Origin of the sequence: Chromobacterium vaccinii, assembly GCF_001855275.1 — a bacterium.
GTDB lineage: Bacteria > Pseudomonadota > Gammaproteobacteria > Burkholderiales > Chromobacteriaceae > Chromobacterium > Chromobacterium vaccinii.
Genome location: NZ_CP017707.1, coordinates 4837021 through 4852658 on the forward strand (window position 1 = coordinate 4837021; position 15638 = coordinate 4852658).

Below are 15638 nucleotides of genomic sequence, written 5' to 3' on the forward strand. Positions count from 1 at the left end.
TCTGATGTTCCCTGATAGCTCAGTTGGTAGAGCGACGGACTGTTAATCCGCAGGTCGCAGGTTCGAGCCCTGCTCGGGGAGCCAAGAATTCAAAAAAGCCCATGCGTTCGCGCATGGGCTTTTTGCGTTTCGCGCGGGCTATCCGCTTGGCGCATGCGAGCCTGAATGGAAAGAGTCGCCGGCCGGATCGGCTGCGCCGGCGAAGCAAAGGCCGATGGGCGGAAGAGGCTGGGGATGTCCGGGCGCGATGACGATGGCCGGATTCATCAGGCCCGCAGCCAGCAGCCGGAGATCGAACAGCAGGTCCAGCGCATGCGCCATCGCTTGAACGCGGCCAGAGAACGCGGCGTCCAGGTGGCTGAGAAAGTCGGCGTAGCATGCCGAAAATCGCGCCAGCAGCGCCTGCTCCGGGCTGCCGGGCGGGTAGTCGTCAAGACGGACATTGGCCGGCATCGGCCATACGCTGTCCGGATCAAAGCCGGGCGGGGAGTCTGACGCGGCGAAGGCGGCCAGCCCGTCGCAAAGCGGAGCATGATGGCTGGCCAATTCGTTGAGCGCGGCCAGCGCGTTGTCCAGCCCGCGGATGGCGGCGATCGGCGGGCCGGGGGGATAATCGAGCGCCTGGCTGCGCCTGGCGTCGAAATTCAGCTGTTTATGACATTGCTGGAACCCTTCCCGCAAGGAAAGGTAAAAGCCGGCCGCTCCGGCATGTCTGTTTTCGCCATCGCGAGAGAGCGCGATCTGCGGCAGCAGAACATCGCGCAGCAGACGGGGGCTGAACGGTTCTATGCCCATGGCCGGCGCCTCCGGCGCCAGCGGCGGCGATGACGGGTAAGCCGGCGCAAAGCCGGGCAGCGCTACGCGCGGCTGTCCGCCGATGGCGATCTGTAGGTTGGCGGCCAGCGCCATCCGCCGCATCTGCGACGCGATCGCCTCCTCAAGCAGAATGGACAGCGCGCGGTTGGCCGCGGGCTTCAGCGACAGCCAAGCGGCGAGCAGGGGTGGGATCAGGCTATGTTCGCGCCGCAGCGCCTGCTGCAACAGGGAAGGGAGCCTGTCGGCGAATTCCGCGCCGGGCAGGCTTTGTATGTCGCGGACGCCGGCCTGCTGCGCCGTTGCTTGCCGGAGGGGGCGGTGCGATACGCTCATGCCGGATTTTCCTTGAGAGAGGGACGCGCCGCTACTGGCGTCGCCAACGGAGGAAGCATGGCGGCGCGGTTTCCCCGCTGGGAACTGTTCTTTGGTGTAGACGGCGCTGCGCGCCCGATATGTGCGGCATGGAATGTCGTTGGTATTTTTATGGGAGGGGGAACCAAACCGCCGCCATTCGCCCTAATATGTCGTTTTTGTTACGAGTCTTCGCGCCCGTGCGGCCGCGTTTCACTGCAAGCCGATGCCCCAAATCGAAATCCTGAATCAATCGCTGTTCCTGCTGATCAACGCTACGCCGGAAACCTCTCCGCTGGCCATCAAACTGGCCGCCTTTATCGCCCAGGACGTCATGCGCCTGCTGCCGCTGTGGCTGGCCGCGCTGTGGCTGTGGGGCCGGCCGGCCCTGCGCGGCGTCATTCTGAAATCGGTGGCGCTGACGGTTGTGGCCTTGCTCGGCAATTGGCTGATCGGCCTGGCCTGGCCGCATCCGCGGCCGTTCGCCATCCCGCTTGGCCACGCTTTCCTGCAGCATGATGCCACGCCGTCCTTCCCCAGCAATCACGGCACCATTTTCGCAATGATGGCTTTGTGCTGGTGCTTCAGCCCGGCGCGTGGCTGGGGCTGGTTGCTGTCGATCGCTGGCGCGGCGGTGGCCTGGTCAAGGGTATTTCTCGGCGTGCATTTCCCGCTGGACATGCTGGGCGCCTTGCTGGCATCCGTTTTCTGGTACGCTGCCTTGTCGCCGCTGTGGTCGCGCAAAGGCGAAGCCTTGACCGAGTTGCTGGAGTCGCTGTACCGCCAGTTGTTGGCCAAACCGATCGCCGCCGGGCTGATCAGGCGCTGAGCTCGCCTGGTGCTCCCGGCGACGCGCGATGCCGACGGGAGCTTTCGTGCCGCAATCTTCCACTCCGTTTTCCACTGCCCGCCCGGCCATGCCGCGTGGCGTCTGGGTTCTGGGCGTCGTCAGCCTGCTGATGGATGTTTCGTCCGAGTTGGCGCACAGCCTGCTGCCGCTGTTTCTGGCCGGCACCCTGGGCGTGCCGGTGCTGGCCATCGGCCTGATCGAGGGCGTGGCCGAGGCCACTTCGTTGATCTGCAAGGTGTTCTCCGGCACATTCAGCGACTGGTTGGGCAAACGCAAGCCCCTGCTTTTGCTGGGCTACGGCCTGGCGGCTTTCTCCAAACCGCTGTTTCCCCTAGCCGACTCCGCCTCCACCGTGCTGTTCGCGCGCTTTGTCGACCGCGTGGGCAAGGGCGTGCGCGGCGCGCCGCGCGACGCGTTGATCGCCGACATCACGCCGCCGGACATCCGCGGCGCGGCTTTCGGCCTGCGCCAGAGCATGGATACCGTCGGCGCGGTGCTTGGTCCGCTGCTGGCGATCGGCCTGATGCTTCTTTACCGCGACGATATCCGCAGCGCGCTATGGTGGTCGCTGCCGCCGGCGCTGCTGGCGGTGGCCGCCATCTGGCTGTGGGTGCGGGAGCCGGCAGAGCATGGCGAGGCGCGCGCGCCTGCCTTTCTGTTCAGCCGAGCTGTCTTTTCTCAATTTTCAGCAGGCTTCTGGGGCGTGGCCGGGCTGGGCGCGGTGTTCACGCTGGCGCGCTTCAGCGAGGCCTTCCTGGTGCTGCGCGGCGCGCAGCTGGGCTTGCCGCTGGCCTGGGCGCCGCTGACGATGGTGGCGATGTCGGCCAGCTACGCGCTCAGCGCCTATCCGCTGGGCTGGCTGTCGGACCATGTCAGCCGCGCGCGGCTGCTGCAGTTGTCCCTGCTGTTGCTGATAGCGGCCGATCTGGCGTTGGGAGCGGCCGCAGGGCCGGCGATGTTGCTGGCGGGCGCGCTGCTATGGGGCCTGCATCTGGGCTGCAGCCAGGGTTTGTTGTCGGCGCTGGTGGCCCAGACCGCGCCGCCTGGCCTGGCGGGATCGGCATTCGGCTTGTTCAACCTGATCTGCGGCGCGGCGACGCTGTTGGCCAGCGCGCTTGCCGGCGCTTTGTGGCAGGCCTGGGGCGCGGCTGCGGCCTTTCACGGCGGCGCGGCGTTCGCGGCGGCGGCCTTGCTGCTCGGCCTGGTTTTGCGCCCACTGAGACAGTTCTGACGTGGAGTGTTTTGACTGTGCGCACATTGCCTGTTTTTTAAGCGCACAAAACGACAAGTTGATGGTAAAGTAAATGTAAAGTTATTTGCTTATATCAATTTGTTATGTGTCGGCGGAGTGAGCATGTCTGAACGTGAAGTTAGGTTGTGGCCGGAATTCGTCAAGGCCCTGAAACAGGAAGTGGTGCCGGCCCTGGGCTGCACCGAGCCGATTTCGCTGGCGCTGGCCGCCGCGCTGGCGACCCGCGAGCTGGGCAAGGCGCCGGAGCGCATCGACGCCTGGGTATCGGCCAACCTGATGAAGAACGGCATGGGCGTGACCGTGCCCGGCACCGGCACCGTCGGCCTGCCGATCGCGGCCGCCGTCGGCGCGCTGGGCGGCGACCCGGACGCCAAGCTGGAAGTGCTGAAGAATCTGACCATCGAGCAGGTGGCCGCCGGCAAGCGGATGCTGGCAGACGGCAAGGTCAAGCTGGGCGTGGCCGCGGTGCCCAACATCCTGTACGCCGAGGCCTGTGTCTGGCATGGCGACGAGTGCGCGCGCGTCGCCATCGCCGACGCCCACACCAATGTGATCAAGATCGAGCTCAACGGCGAAGTGAAGCTGAAGCGCGAGGCCGCTGACGCCAAGCCGGTGGAAAGCTACGATCTGGGCGACGCCACCGCGCGCGACGTCTACGAGTTCGCGATGCGCGCGCCGCTGGACGGCATCGCCTTCATCCACGACGCGGCGGTGCTGAACAGCGCGCTGGCCGACGAGGGCATGAGCGGCAAGTACGGCCTGCACATCGGCGCCACGCTGCAGCGGCAGATCGAGGCCGGCCTGTTGTCCGAGGGCCTGCTGACCAACATCCTCACCCGCACCACCGCCGCGTCCGACGCGCGCATGGGCGGCGCCACGCTGCCGGCGATGAGCAATTCCGGCTCCGGCAACCAAGGCATCGCCGCGACCATGCCGGTGGTGGCGGTGGCCGAGCACGTCAAGGCCGACCAGGAAACCCTGATCCGCGCGCTGGCGCTGTCGCACCTGATCGCCGTCTACATCCACACCCGCTTGCCGAAGCTGTCGGCGCTGTGCGCGGTCACCACCGCGTCGATGGGCGCGGCGGCCGGCATGGCCCAGCTGCTGAATGGCGGCTACCCGGCGGTCAGCATGGCGATCTCCAGCATGATCGGCGATCTGGCCGGCATGATCTGCGACGGCGCGTCCAATAGCTGCGCGATGAAGGTCTCCACCTCGGCCGGTTCCGGCTACAAGGCGGTGCTGATGGCGCTGGACGGCACCCGCGTCACCGGCAACGAGGGCATCGTCGCCCACGACGTGGACGTGTCCATCGCCAACCTGGGCAAGCTGGCTACCCAGGGCATGGCGCAGACCGACACCCAGATTCTGCAGATCATGATGGACAAGCGCTGAGCGCGGTTCAGCACGATGCGACAAGCCCGGCGACGCCGGGCTTTTTTCTTGCCGCGCGGCGGGTTTCAACGGGAAGCCAGGTATTGCGCCGGCGGCGCGCCCAGCGCGCGGCGGAACATGGCGATGAAGTTGCTGGGCGAGGCGTAGTCCAGCGCGTCCGACACTTGGGCGACGGTGCGGCCGGACGCCAGTTGTTCCATCGCCCATACCAGCTGCGCCTGCTGCCGCCAGCGGGTGAAGCTCATGCCGGTATCGGCCTGGATCAGCCGGCGCAGGCTGCGGCCGGACAGCGCGCCCCGCGCGGCCCATTCTTCCGCTGAATAGTTTGCGGCCGGGTCGGCCAGCATCGCGCTGGCGATCTTCTGCAGCCGCGGATCGGACGGCATCGGCAGATGCAGCGCTTCGCGCGGCGCTTGCCGGATCTCGTCGAGGATGACGGCGGCGATGCGCCGCTGTTCCGGCTGATGCGGCGCATCGGGCCGCCATGAGGCCGCCCGCCGCACCAGCTCCCGCAGCAGCGGCGAGATGGCCAGCACGCAGGGCTGGGACGGCAGCAGGCCGCAACAGCTGGGCAGCAAAAACACGCTCCAGCCGTTCAATGCGCCGCTGACGCGCACCCGGTGCGGCGTGTCCGGCGGCAGGTAACCGGCGCGGTGCGGCGGCAGCAGCCAGGAGCCGCGCGGAGTCTGGACGTGGATCAGCCCGTCGCTCACGCAAAACAGCTGGGCGCGAGCATGCCGGTGCCAGTCGTATTCGCGGGTGCCCAGCCGGTATTCGCGGCCGGCCTCGTCGCCGCCGTTGAGCGCGATCAGCTCCGGGCCTTCCAGCCATTCGCTGAAGTCGGTGGGAGTGGGGGTCGATTCCATGCTGGCCATTATTCACTATTTCTTGTCCAGATAGCGCTATATCGATGATTCCGACTGGCCCGACAATGATGGCGCGGGGCTTGGCGTGGCTTGCCGCCGCATTCATCTGAAACGGAGAGTCATCATGAGCAGCGTGATCATTGTCGGCGGCGGCATCGGCGGTCTATGTCTGGCGCAGGGGCTGGAGCGGGCGGGCATCGAGTTCGAGGTGCTGGAGGCGGATGCGGGACCGCAGGTCCGGGACCAGGGTTACCGCTTGCGGATAGACGCGATGGGCCAGCGCGCCTTGCGCCAGTGCCTGCCGCCGGAATTGTTCGAGTTGTTCCGCGCCAGCTGCGCGGTCAGCGGGCCGGCGCGCTTCGTCGATCAGCAGATGAATCCCTTGCCGGGACGGCGGCCGGAAAACTGGCGGGAAAACGCCGGCGCGGGCCAGGCAAACGGCGACCTGAGCGCGGACCGGCAGGTATTGCGCGACATCCTGAGCCACGGATTGGCAGCGCGCATCCGCTGGGGGTGGAGGGCGAGGGGATTCGAGCGCGACGGCGATGGCGTCGCCGTGCACTGCGCCGACGGCGCTGAACATCGGGCGGGGTTGGTCGTCGCTGCCGACGGCCTGCATTCGCCGCTGCGCCGGCAATGGCTGCCGCAGGCGGAGCCGGAAGCGATCGGCGCGCTGAATCTTTACGGCAAGGCCGCGCTGGACGGCGTCGATCCAGCCTTGCTGGACGGTCCGACCGTGGTGTTCGCCGATGGCTTTACGCTGGTGATCGAGCCGATGCGTTTCCGCGCGCCGATGGAAACGCTGGCGGCGCTGCATGCGCCGGATTGCCGGCTGAGTCCGGCGGCGGACTACGTCTACTGGGCGCTGTTCGGCAGGATGGAGTGCCTGGGAGGGACATTCGAGGAAGCGGGCGGCAGCTTGCGCCGGCGCGTCGAGGGCGCTGCGCGCGGCTTGCATCCGAGCCTGTCTGCCTTGCTGGCGAGGACCGAGCCGGAAACGATCAAGGGTCGGGAGGTGAGGATGGCGAGCCATGTGCCGATGTGGCCGACCGGGCGGCTGACCGCGCTGGGAGACGCCATCCACGCGATGAGTCCGGCCGGAGGCGTGGGCGCCAACACCGCGCTGGCCGACGCCGCGGCGCTGGCGGCCTGCCTGGCCGAAGGCGATGTCGGCCAGGCTGTCGCCCGTTACGAGGCCGAGATGCGGGGCCGGGCCGAGCAGGCGCTGGCGGCGACGCGCGCCGGGACCGAGCGCCTGCTGCGGCGCGCTTGAGCCTACTCCTGCGTCGCCGGGCTCAGCGCCTGGCGAACGCTCTGCTCGTTCAGCGCCGGCGCGCACAGCTCAATGAAGCGGTAGGCGTAGCTGCGCAGATAGTGGCCGCGGCGGATGGCGATGCGGCTGGTCTGCTGGCCGAACAGCGGCGGCCCGTCCACTACTTTGACGCCGGCGTCGCGGCGCGGATCCACGGCCATCGAGGCGACGATGCCGACGCCCAGCTCCAGCTCGACGTAGGTCTTGATCACGTCGGCATCCAGCGCCGCCATCACGATGTCGGGCGCCAGGCCGGCTTCGGCGAAGGTGTTGTCTATCTTGGCCCGGCCGGTGAAGCCGTGGTGGTAGGTGACGATGGGGTGCTCGGCCAGCGCGTCCAGCGTCAGCGGCTCGCGGTGCAGCGGATGCTCGGGCGGGGCGATCACGCAGTGGTGCCAGCTGTAGTAGGGGAAGGACACCAGTTCCGGCACCTCGGTCACCGCCTCGGTCGCGATGCCGATGTCGGCGTCGCCGGCCATCAACAGCCGCACCAGCTCTTCCGGGCTGGCCTGATGCAGCACCAGGTGCACGCGGGGGAAGGCGCGCTTGAACTCGGTCACCACCTGCGGCAGCGCGTAGCGCGCCTGGGTGTGGGTGGTGGCGATGGTCAGCTGGCCTTCGTCGCGCAGGCTGAACTGCTGCGCCAGCCGCTTGATATTGCCGGCGTCCAGCAGCATGCGCTCGACGATGGTCAGCAGCTCCTTGCCGGGGTCGGTCAGGCCGAGGAAGCGCTTGCCCTTGCGGATGAACAGCTCCACGCCCAGTTCGTCCTCCAGATCCTTGATGTGCTTGCTGACGCCGGATTGCGAGGTGAACAGCGCGTTGGCCACCTCGGTCAGATTGAAGCCCTGGCGCACGGTTTCGCGGATGATGCGCAGTTGTTGGAAGTTCATGCCTGGTCTCCTTCCGCGGCGAACACGCGCGCGGCGCGCGCCTGCAGCCGCACCGCCTGTCCGACGGCGAGATCGGCCAGCAGGGGCGCGTCGGCCGGCAGTTCGGCGTCGAAGGATTGGCCGGCCAGCTCGTCGCGGCCCTCCAGTTCGATGCGGGACAGCCCGCCCAGCGTCAGCACCCGCTGCACCCGCGCCGGCAGGCCGGCGCCGTGTTCCGGCAGAATGGCCAGCTCGTGCGGACGGATGAAGGCCTCCACCGGCTGGCCGTGCGGCAGCTGGTGGTCGGCGGCCAGCGTCTGCCCGCCGACGGCCACCGCGCCGGCGGCGCTGACGCCGCGGACGCGGTTGGCGCTGCCGAGGAAGCCGTAGACGAAGGCGCTGGCCGGTTGGCCGTACACTTCGGCCGGCGAGCCGATCTGCTCCACCTTGCCGTGGTTCATCAGCACCACCCGGTCCGCCACTTCCAGGGCTTCTTCCTGGTCGTGGGTGACGAAGATCGAGGTGATGTGCAGCTCGTCGTGCAGCTTGCGCAGCCAGCGACGCAATTCCTTGCGCACCTTGGCGTCCAGCGCGCCGAACGGCTCGTCCAGCAGCAGCACGCGCGGCTCCACCGCCAGCGCGCGGGCCAGGGCGATGCGCTGGCGCTGGCCGCCGGACAGCTGGGCCGGCAGGCGGTCGGCCAGCCAGTCCAGCTGCACCAGGCCCAGCAGCGCGCGCACCTTGCGCGCGATCTCGGCTTCGGACGGGCGCTCGCGGCGCGGCTTCATCCTGAGGCCGAAGGCGACGTTGTCGAACACGCTCATGTGGCGGAACAGCGCGTAGTGCTGGAACACGAAGCCCACCTGGCGCTCGCGCACGTGGGTGGCGGAGGCGTCCTGGCCGTCCAGCAGCACGCGGCCGGCATCGGCCTGCTCCAGGCCGGCGATGATGCGCAGCAGCGTGGTCTTGCCGCAGCCGGACGGGCCCAGCAACGCCACCAGCTCGCCGCCGGGGAAGTTGAGGCTGACGTCGTCCAGCGCGGCGAAGTCGCCGAAGGCCTTGCGGATGTTTTCTACTTGTATGCTCATCTCAGTTTTCCTTGACGCTGCGCCATTCCACCCAGCTCTTCAGCGCCAGCGTGACCAGGGCCAGCAAGGCCAGCAGGGACGCCACGGCGAAGGCCGCGGCGAAATTGTACTCGTTGTAGAGGATTTCCACGTGCAAAGGCAGGGTATTGGTTTCGCCGCGGATGTGGCCGGACACCACCGACACCGCGCCGAATTCGCCCATCGCCCGCGCGTTGCTGAGGATCACGCCATACAGCAGCGCCCAGCGCACATTGGGCAGGGTCACGTGCCACAACACTTGCCAGCCGCGCGCGCCCAGCACCACCGCGGCTTCCTCCTCCTCGCGGCCCTGGGCTTCCATCAGCGGGATCAGCTCGCGGGCGATGAAGGGCACGGTGACGAACAGCGTGGCCAGCACGATGCCGGGCACCGAGAAAATGATCTTGATCCCGTACTCGGCCAGCCACGGCCCCAGCCAGCCTTGCTGGCCGAACACCAGCACGAAGATCAGGCCTGCTACGACGGGCGACACCGAGAACGGCAGGTCGATCAGCGTGATCAGCAGCTGTTTGCCGCGGAAGTCGAAGCGGGTGGCCGCCCAGGCGGCGGCCACGCCGAAGGCCAGGTTCAGCGGCACCGATACCGCCGCCGCCAGCAGCGTCAGCCTCACCGCCGCCAGCGCGTCGGGCTCGGACAGCGCGGTCAGGTAGGTATCCCAACCCTTGGCCAGCGCCTCGGCGAACACGACGATTAGCGGCAGGAGCAGGAATACGGCGAAGAAGCCCAGCGATAGAGTCAGGATGGTCCATTTGACGGCGCGCGACTCGCGGGTGGCGGCGCGGGATTCCAGCTGCGCGGCCTTGTCCGCCGCCGGGCGCGGATGGGTGATGGCGGCGCTCATCGGGCGGCTCCCGCGCGGCCGTGGCGGCGCGCGCTCCAGAACTGCAGGCCGTTGATCGCCAGCAAGAGCAGGAAGGACGCGGCCAGCATCACGCTGGCGATGGCGGCCGCGCCGGCGTAGTCGAACTGCTCCAGCTTGCTGATGATCATCAGCGGCGTGATTTCCGACACCATGGGCACGTTGCCGGCGATGAAAATCACCGAGCCGTACTCGCCGACCGCGCGGGCGAAGGCCAGCGCGAAGCCGGTCAGCAGCGCCGGCTGCAGCGTGGGCAGGATCACGTGGCGGAAAATCTGCCAGCGGCGCGCGCCCAGGCAGGCGGCGGCTTCCTCCAGCTCGGACTCCAGGTCTTCCAGCACCGGCTGCACGGTGCGCACCACGAAGGGCAAGCCGATGAACACCAGCGCCACCAGCACGCCCAGCGGGCCGAAGGCCACCTTTACGCCCAGCGGCTCCAGGTATTGCCCCAGCCAGCCGTTGCCGGCGTAGAGCGCGGTCAGCGCGATGCCTGCCACTGCCGTCGGCAGCGCGAACGGCAAGTCCACCAGCGCGTCCACCAGGCGCTTGCCGGGAAAGCGGTAGCGCGTCAGCGACCAGGCCAGCAGCAGGCCGAACACGCTGTTGATGGCGGCGGCGGCCAGCGCCATGCCGAAGCTGAGCCGGTAGGACGCGAGCACGCGCGGCGAGGCGGCGGCCTGCCAGAAGCTTTCCAGCGGCTGGCCGGCGGCGCGCAAGGCCACCGCGGCCAGCGGAATCAGCACCAGCAGCGACAGATAGCTGACGGTGAATCCCAATGACAGGCTGAAGCCGGGCAGGACGCGGGGAGGGCGGGGTGGCGGGGCGAGTGTCGCTGACATCGTGGATTCCAATTCATATAACCGAATAAACAATATCTTCGAGGCTCTTATTCTGAAAATAAGTATTTCTTCGTTGCTTATTCGAAATTATGCAAAGTGGGCGAGGGGTGAAGGCTTGGTTTTGTTCTGTCCGGGCTGAATGGCTGTCGGTGCGACAATTCCACCTTCAGAGCGCGCCGGCAAAAAGGCGATGAGCGAGGTTTTAAGCCGCCGCTTGTTCGACGCCGCGCGACGGTAGCGCGCGGCTAGTTTCGGTGGCTCCTCGCTCAGCGCTTTTTTGTCGGGGTTTCGCGGGCTGCAGGGGCGGCCTGGGATCGCCTCTGCGTGCGAATCTTCGATTCGCTCAGCGACAGGGCTGGCCGCACCGCCCCTGGCCCGTTTGGCGGGCGGAACCGCCACCTAAAACATTGTCCGCGCAGCGGACACATTTGCTTATGTAGAGGCAATAGAGATGGCTAAATAGAAACCGCCCGGTGTCGCGTCCGGGCGGTTTTGAATAGCGGGGAGCCTCAGCGCGCCACGATCTGGTCGAACACCCCGCCGTCGGCGAAGTGGGTTTTCTGCGCCTTCTGCCAGCCGCCGAAAGTCTGGTCGATGGTGAACAGCTTCACCTTGCTGAACTGGCCGGCGTATTTGGCCGCCACCTTGGCGTCGCGCGGGCGGTAGTAGTGTTTGGCGGCCAGGGTCTGGCCTTCGGGGCTATACAGGTATTTCAGATAGGCCTCGGCCACCTTGCGGGTGCCGCGCTTGTCCGCCACCTTGTCCACCACGCTGACCGGCGGCTCGGCCAGGATGGAGACGGACGGGGTGACGATATCGAACTTGTCGGGCCCCAGCTCCTTGGCGGCGAGGAAGGCTTCGTTCTCCCACGACAGCAGCACGTCGCCGATGCCGCGCTGGGTGAAGGTTATCAGCGAGCCGCGCGCGCCGGAGTCCAGCACCTTGACGTTGCCGTACAGCTTCTTGACGAAGTCCTTGGCCTTGGCGTCGTTGCCGCCGGGCTGCTTCAGCGCGTAGCCCCAGGCCGCCAGATAGTTCCAGCGCGCGCCGCCGCCGGTCTTCGGGTTCGGCGTCACCACTTCCACGCCGGATTTGACCAGATCGTTCCAGTCCTTGATGTGCTTGGGATTGCCCTTGCGCACCAGGAACACGATGGTGGACGAGTACGGCGAGGCGTTGTTGGGCAGCCGCTGCTGCCAGTTGGGCGCGATGGACTTGGCCTGGCTGGAGATCTCGTCGATGTCGTAGGCCAGCGCCAGCGTCACCACGTCGGCGTCCAGGCCGTCTATCACCGAGCGCGCCTGCTTGCCGGAGCCGCCGTGGGACTGCTTGACGGTGACGGTTTCGCCGGTCTTGGCCTTCCAGTACTTGGCGAAGGCGGCGTTGTAGTCCTGGTAGAGCTCGCGCGTCGGATCGTAGGAGACGTTGAGCAAGGTCACGTCGGCGAAGGCGGAGGCGCTGCCGGCGAGCAGCAGGGCGATGGCGAGGCGGTGCAGGGGGCGCATGGCTTTGTTTCCCGTGATGATGAATGTTCTGATGGGGAGCACTGTAGGCAGGCCTTTCCGCAGCCGGGAAGCAAGAAAATCTGCAATCGATATCGAAAATACGGCAAAAGCCATCATTCCGGAAAAACAGATAGGCTTATCGGCAAATCGTATATGACCTTGTCACGGCCGGGGCTATAGTGGCGCCAATTCCACCACCCGGGGTCAGGCCATGAAACGATTCAAGCCCGTCAAAACCCTGCCAGCCGGCTTTGCGCCCGCCACGCTGGCCGCCTGTCAGCAGTTGTTGCAGCAGGAGGGCGTGCAGATCAGGCTGCAGTGGAATGAACAGGAAGTCTTCGCCAGCTTCGACGGCTGGTGGCTGTGCAGCAGCTTCATTCCGCAGGCCAAGGTCAGGGACGGCCGTTGCCAGCTGCAGCAGTACGCGGCGCGGCTGCGCATCTTCGGCCAGTTCGGCCAGGCGCTGCCGGCCAATTGGCTGTTCGCGATGAATTACGGCGAGACCAAGGCGGTGGCGCTGCTCAAGCTGATCCGGGTGCTGCACGTGCTCAACCATCTGGGGCGCAATGGCCGCCACCTGCCGCTGCGGATAGACGTCGACCCGCGCATCTGCCACGCCTACAGCGACCGCATCGTCGACTTCACCGCCCGCCTGCTGGAAACGCTGGAGTTTCCGGCCAACCTGTCGCAGATGCTGCTGTTCCTGGACGAGCGCACCGGCGAGCTGGGACTGTCGCTGCTGAGGCGCTACCGCCAGCACGGCCACCGGCTGGCGCTGGGCGACTTTGGCGCCGGCGGGCAGGATCTGTTGCGGCTGTGGCGGCTGGAGCCGGACGGATTGGCGCTGGCCCCGCGTTTCATGAGCCGGGCGGTGATGTATCCCCGCGTGCGCGACCAGTTGCTGCAGCTGGCGCCGCAACTGGTGGAGCAGGGTTTCGCGCTGGCGGTGGAGGACATCGTCTGTCAGAACATGCTGGGCCTGGCGCAGCGGATGGGCGCCGAGCACTGTTCGGGCCCGCTGTTGTCGGAGCGGCTGAAGCGGCAGCGCGCGGCGCGCGAGGTGGCTTTGTCGGGCATCGCCTGTTAGGATGTTTGCATTTTTTTACCATCCGGTCAATTGCATGATGCGATATCCGAGCAGAGGCGAAATGAAACAACTGGCAATGGCGATGATGTGCGCGTGGGGCTTGTCCGCCTGCGTGATCGGCAATACCGACGGCTACCGCGACGCGGCCCAGCTGCAGCGTATGACGGACCAGGCGCTGAAGACCTGCGGCCAGGGCAAGGTCAAGTCGGTAAGTTACGGCAGCTTCACCTGCGCGGCCGGCGACGCGACGGCGGCGAAGTAGCATGGCGGTTACCGATGCGAACGGCGGCCTGTCCATCCGCCTGTTGTGCGCTGCCGACGCCGACGTCTACCAGGCGATCCGCGTCGCGGCCGCCACCCACGATCCGGCATCCATTCACGCCGACGCCGCCGAAATCGCCGCGCTGGACCGGGATGCCATCCAGGGGCAGATAGCACCCGGCGACGCGCAGCGGGTTGTGGGCGCTTTCATCGCCGGCGAGCTGGTCGGCGTGGCCGCGCTGCGGCGCAACGTTCTGGCCAGAACCCGCCACCGCGCGACGGTGCAGGGCGTGTTCACCCGGCCGGAATGCCGCGGCAGGGGCGTGGCGCGCAGTCTGATGCAGGCGGTGCTGGACGAGGCCGCCAAGCTGCCGGGGCTGGCGTCGCTGGAGCTGGCCGTCCATGCCGAAAACGCGCCGGCCAAGGCGCTTTACCAGGCCTTCGGCTTCCGCCGCGTGGGTTTGATTCCCGGCGCGGTGATGGTGGACGGCCGCAGCCTGGACGAAGTGCTGATGCAGCGCCCGCTGAACTTCTCATCTTCCGCCGCCGCGCCGGCTTTCATTCCAGATGGCGATGATTACGCCTTGATCGAGGCGGCGCCGGATGTCGACACTTATCGCCGCCTGCGGGCCGAATCCGGCCTCAGCCCCAAGACCGAGGAAGCCGCTCGCCGCGGCCTGGCCGGCACGCTGTTCGCGGTGCAGCTGCGCCACGGCGGCGAAACCATAGGGATGGGGCGGGTGATAGGCGACGGCGGCGGCTTTTACCAGGTGGTGGACATCGCCGTGCTGCCGGCGCACCAGGGCCGGGGGCTGGGCAAGCGCATCATGGCGGCGATCCGCGGCTACATCGACCGCGAACTGCCGGTCAGCGCCTACGTCAGCCTGATCGCCGACGGCGACGCCAGGCATCTGTACGCCCAGTTCGGCTTCGAGCCCACCGCGCCGCGCTCGGAAGGCATGGCGCTGTTCAAGCGTTGATCCGAAATCTGCCGTCTTGCCCATCGCCTGGACCGAATCATCTTGACGCCGGCGCGGGAATCTCCAAGCCGCCACCGGGGCGGCGTCGTTCTTTAGGCAAGGTCGTGCCAGTGACTCAATTGCATCTGGTGTTCGGTCCGCAAGGGGCCGGCAAATCCACTCACGCGCGCAAGCTGGCCGAGGCCGAGCAGGCGGTGCATCTGGCGATAGACGACTGGATGGGCCAGCTGTTCGGCCCCGACCTGCCGCAGCCGCTGGACTTCGGCGGGGTGATGGAACGGGTGGCGCGCTGCGAGCGGCGCATCTGGCTGACGGCGCTGGCCATCGTCCGCGGCGGCGGCCGCGTGGTGCAGGACCTCGGCTTCATGAAGGCCGCCGGCCGCGGCCGTTTCCTGGCGCTGGCCGACGCGCATGGCTTGAGCGCCAAGTGGCATTAAGTGACGGCGGCGCCGGATGTGCGCCGTCAGCGCGTGCTGCAGCGCAGTGCCGCGCGCGGCGATACTTTCTCCTTTGAAGTGACGCCGGCGATGTTCGACGCGATGGAGACGCAGTTCGAGCTGGCCACGGACGAGGCGCTGGCCCGCTCGGCGGTGATCGCCACCGGCTAGCCTGGCCGCATCCCCTCGTAACACAGGCGCGCGGCGGCCCGGACGCGGGCGCGCAGGGCCGCGTCGACGCCTGGCGCGGCCAGGCCCAGCGCCATTTGCCGCAGCGGTTCGGCGATGGCCATCGCCAGCAGCAGCTCGGCGCAGGTCGCCGGATCGTCCACTTTCAGCAGGCCGCGGCGCCGGCGTTCGGCGAGCCAGTCCGCCAGCAGCGACGCGCTGTGGCGGACGCCGTGCTCGGTATACGCCGCCAGCGCCTGCTCGCGGCCGGGAAAATCGTTGATCAGCAGCTTGAACATGCCCACCGCTTCCGCCGACAGCACCCGCTCGGCGATGGATAGCAGCAGCGTTTCCAGCGCCCGAGGCAGGTCGGCGCTGTCGTCTTGCGGCATATCAACCGCGAAGACCAGTCCCGCGGTCCAGTCGTCGACGATGGCCGCCAGCAGCCGCTCCCGGTTGTCGGCGAAACGGTACACCGTCTTTTTGGCCACGCCGGCGCGCTTGGCCACCGCCTCTATGCTTAATGCCCGGTAGCCGTCGCCCAGCAGCAGCTCGGTTGCGGCCTGCAATACCTGATGGCGCAGCGTCTGTTCCGGGGAGGCGGGACGGCCGCGCGGCCGAGGCGTCGGGGATGCGGAAAGGTCAGGTGGACTTGACATGG

18 protein-coding genes and 1 tRNA gene are annotated in these 15638 nt (G+C 67.5%); 11 read left to right on the forward strand and 8 right to left on the reverse strand.

Going from position 1 to position 15638, the window contains the following annotated elements; all coding sequences use genetic code 11:
- Positions 1 to 8 precede the first annotated feature (8 nt).
- Positions 9 to 84 (forward strand) — tRNA-Asn (locus tag BKX93_RS22340).
- A gap of 54 nt (positions 85 to 138) precedes the next feature.
- Here the strand turns inward: BKX93_RS22340 and BKX93_RS22345 are convergent.
- Positions 139 to 1149: a ferritin-like domain-containing protein gene (locus tag BKX93_RS22345; protein ID WP_070981447.1), complete on the reverse strand. Its 1011-nt coding sequence runs from the start codon at positions 1147 to 1149 to the stop codon at positions 139 to 141.
- Between the two features lie 244 nt (positions 1150 to 1393).
- On the opposite strand from BKX93_RS22345, the gene BKX93_RS22350 reads away from it, so the two are divergent.
- The 3 genes from BKX93_RS22350 (at position 1394) to BKX93_RS22360 (ending at position 4664) form a co-directional block, all read left to right on the forward strand.
- Positions 1394 to 1996 carry a phosphatase PAP2 family protein gene (locus tag BKX93_RS22350; protein ID WP_070981449.1) on the forward strand — a complete coding sequence of 201 codons (603 nt, stop codon included), beginning with the start codon at positions 1394 to 1396 and terminating at the stop codon, positions 1994 to 1996.
- A 46-nt stretch (positions 1997 to 2042) separates the two neighbouring features.
- Positions 2043 to 3248 (forward strand): MFS transporter, encoded by a 1206-nt coding sequence (locus tag BKX93_RS22355; RefSeq protein ID WP_235429253.1) that lies wholly within the window; start codon positions 2043 to 2045, stop codon positions 3246 to 3248.
- A 123-nt stretch (positions 3249 to 3371) separates the two neighbouring features.
- A complete protein-coding gene (locus BKX93_RS22360) occupies positions 3372 to 4664 on the forward strand; it encodes an L-cysteine desulfidase family protein (RefSeq protein ID WP_046167018.1) in 1293 nt (430 codons plus the stop codon).
- A gap of 65 nt (positions 4665 to 4729) precedes the next feature.
- On the opposite strand, the gene BKX93_RS22365 is transcribed toward BKX93_RS22360, so the two are convergent.
- Positions 4730 to 5530, reverse strand: a complete 801-nt coding sequence (locus BKX93_RS22365; protein WP_070981954.1) for an AraC family transcriptional regulator — start codon at positions 5528 to 5530, stop codon at positions 4730 to 4732.
- A 124-nt stretch (positions 5531 to 5654) separates the two neighbouring features.
- On the opposite strand from BKX93_RS22365, the gene BKX93_RS22370 reads away from it, so the two are divergent.
- Positions 5655 to 6803 carry an FAD-dependent oxidoreductase gene (locus tag BKX93_RS22370; RefSeq protein WP_070981451.1) on the forward strand — a complete coding sequence of 383 codons (1149 nt, stop codon included), beginning with the start codon at positions 5655 to 5657 and terminating at the stop codon, positions 6801 to 6803.
- Positions 6804 to 6805: 2 nt separating this feature from the next.
- Here the strand turns inward: BKX93_RS22370 and BKX93_RS22375 are convergent, their stop codons facing one another.
- The 5 genes from BKX93_RS22375 to BKX93_RS22395 all read right to left on the reverse strand — a co-directional run bounded on the left by BKX93_RS22375 (position 6806) and on the right by BKX93_RS22395 (position 12044).
- Entirely contained in the window at positions 6806 to 7735 is a 930-nt protein-coding gene (locus BKX93_RS22375) for a CysB family HTH-type transcriptional regulator (RefSeq protein ID WP_070981452.1), read from the reverse strand.
- A complete protein-coding gene (locus BKX93_RS22380; RefSeq protein ID WP_070981454.1) occupies positions 7732 to 8802 on the reverse strand; it encodes a sulfate/molybdate ABC transporter ATP-binding protein in 1071 nt (356 codons plus the stop codon). Before BKX93_RS22380 ends, BKX93_RS22375 begins: the two co-directional genes overlap by 4 nt.
- A 1-nt stretch (position 8803) precedes the next feature.
- Positions 8804 to 9682 carry a sulfate ABC transporter permease subunit CysW gene (gene cysW / locus BKX93_RS22385; protein WP_046156773.1) on the reverse strand — a complete coding sequence of 293 codons (879 nt, stop codon included), beginning with the start codon at positions 9680 to 9682 and terminating at the stop codon, positions 8804 to 8806.
- Positions 9679 to 10539: a sulfate ABC transporter permease subunit CysT gene (cysT, locus tag BKX93_RS22390; RefSeq protein WP_070981455.1), complete on the reverse strand. Its 861-nt coding sequence runs from the start codon at positions 10537 to 10539 to the stop codon at positions 9679 to 9681. Before cysT ends, cysW begins: the two co-directional genes overlap by 4 nt.
- A gap of 509 nt (positions 10540 to 11048) precedes the next feature.
- A complete protein-coding gene (locus BKX93_RS22395) occupies positions 11049 to 12044 on the reverse strand; it encodes a sulfate ABC transporter substrate-binding protein (RefSeq protein ID WP_070981457.1) in 996 nt (331 codons plus the stop codon).
- On the opposite strand from BKX93_RS22395, the gene BKX93_RS25445 reads away from it, so the two are divergent.
- The 6 genes from BKX93_RS25445 (at position 12043) to BKX93_RS25450 (ending at position 14980) form a co-directional block, all read left to right on the forward strand.
- On the forward strand, positions 12043 to 12201 hold the full coding sequence (locus tag BKX93_RS25445; protein WP_160298930.1) for a hypothetical protein: 159 nt from the start codon (positions 12043 to 12045) through the stop codon (positions 12199 to 12201). The two genes, BKX93_RS22395 and BKX93_RS25445, sit on opposite strands and share 2 nt — an antisense overlap.
- A gap of 54 nt (positions 12202 to 12255) precedes the next feature.
- Positions 12256 to 13131 carry an EAL domain-containing protein gene (locus BKX93_RS22400; RefSeq protein ID WP_046156776.1) on the forward strand — a complete coding sequence of 292 codons (876 nt, stop codon included), beginning with the start codon at positions 12256 to 12258 and terminating at the stop codon, positions 13129 to 13131.
- Positions 13132 to 13192: 61 nt separating this feature from the next.
- A complete protein-coding gene (locus tag BKX93_RS22405; RefSeq protein WP_145929374.1) occupies positions 13193 to 13393 on the forward strand; it encodes a hypothetical protein in 201 nt (66 codons plus the stop codon).
- Position 13394: 1 nt separating this feature from the next.
- A complete protein-coding gene (locus BKX93_RS24265) occupies positions 13395 to 14372 on the forward strand; it encodes a GNAT family N-acetyltransferase (RefSeq protein ID WP_083340638.1) in 978 nt (325 codons plus the stop codon).
- 104 nt (positions 14373 to 14476) lie between these two features.
- On the forward strand, positions 14477 to 14809 hold the full coding sequence (locus BKX93_RS22415; RefSeq protein ID WP_186009461.1) for a P-loop nucleotide/nucleoside kinase family protein: 333 nt from the start codon (positions 14477 to 14479) through the stop codon (positions 14807 to 14809).
- 18 nt (positions 14810 to 14827) lie between these two features.
- On the forward strand, positions 14828 to 14980 hold the full coding sequence (locus tag BKX93_RS25450; RefSeq protein WP_160298932.1) for a hypothetical protein: 153 nt from the start codon (positions 14828 to 14830) through the stop codon (positions 14978 to 14980).
- On the opposite strand, the gene BKX93_RS22420 is transcribed toward BKX93_RS25450, so the two are convergent.
- Positions 14977 to 15636 carry a TetR/AcrR family transcriptional regulator gene (locus BKX93_RS22420; RefSeq protein ID WP_070981460.1) on the reverse strand — a complete coding sequence of 220 codons (660 nt, stop codon included), beginning with the start codon at positions 15634 to 15636 and terminating at the stop codon, positions 14977 to 14979. The genes BKX93_RS25450 and BKX93_RS22420 overlap by 4 nt on opposite strands.
- Positions 15637 to 15638 lie beyond the last annotated feature (2 nt).

What these genes read in the sequence shown, in the direction of transcription:
- BKX93_RS22375 (WP_070981452.1), bottom strand. Translation starts at nt 7,735, where the DNA reads ATGAACTTCCAACAACTGCGCATCATCCGCGAAACCGTGCGCCAGGGC.
- BKX93_RS22370 (WP_070981451.1), top strand. Translation starts at nt 5,655, where the DNA reads ATGAGCAGCGTGATCATTGTCGGCGGCGGCATCGGCGGTCTATGTCTG.
- BKX93_RS22365 (WP_070981954.1), bottom strand. Translation starts at nt 5,530, where the DNA reads ATGGAATCGACCCCCACTCCCACCGACTTCAGCGAATGGCTGGAAGGC.
- cysT (WP_070981455.1), bottom strand. Translation starts at nt 10,539, where the DNA reads ATGTCAGCGACACTCGCCCCGCCACCCCGCCCTCCCCGCGTCCTGCCC.
- BKX93_RS22400 (WP_046156776.1), top strand. Translation starts at nt 12,256, where the DNA reads ATGAAACGATTCAAGCCCGTCAAAACCCTGCCAGCCGGCTTTGCGCCC.
- cysW (WP_046156773.1), bottom strand. Translation starts at nt 9,682, where the DNA reads ATGAGCGCCGCCATCACCCATCCGCGCCCGGCGGCGGACAAGGCCGCG.
- BKX93_RS24265 (WP_083340638.1), top strand. Translation starts at nt 13,395, where the DNA reads ATGGCGGTTACCGATGCGAACGGCGGCCTGTCCATCCGCCTGTTGTGC.
- BKX93_RS22350 (WP_070981449.1), top strand. Translation starts at nt 1,394, where the DNA reads ATGCCCCAAATCGAAATCCTGAATCAATCGCTGTTCCTGCTGATCAAC.
- BKX93_RS22405 (WP_145929374.1), top strand. Translation starts at nt 13,193, where the DNA reads ATGAAACAACTGGCAATGGCGATGATGTGCGCGTGGGGCTTGTCCGCC.
- BKX93_RS25445 (WP_160298930.1), top strand. Translation starts at nt 12,043, where the DNA reads ATGGCTTTGTTTCCCGTGATGATGAATGTTCTGATGGGGAGCACTGTA.
- BKX93_RS22395 (WP_070981457.1), bottom strand. Translation starts at nt 12,044, where the DNA reads ATGCGCCCCCTGCACCGCCTCGCCATCGCCCTGCTGCTCGCCGGCAGC.
- BKX93_RS22345 (WP_070981447.1), bottom strand. Translation starts at nt 1,149, where the DNA reads ATGAGCGTATCGCACCGCCCCCTCCGGCAAGCAACGGCGCAGCAGGCC.
- BKX93_RS22360 (WP_046167018.1), top strand. Translation starts at nt 3,372, where the DNA reads ATGTCTGAACGTGAAGTTAGGTTGTGGCCGGAATTCGTCAAGGCCCTG.
- BKX93_RS22380 (WP_070981454.1), bottom strand. Translation starts at nt 8,802, where the DNA reads ATGAGCATACAAGTAGAAAACATCCGCAAGGCCTTCGGCGACTTCGCC.
- BKX93_RS22420 (WP_070981460.1), bottom strand. Translation starts at nt 15,636, where the DNA reads ATGTCAAGTCCACCTGACCTTTCCGCATCCCCGACGCCTCGGCCGCGC.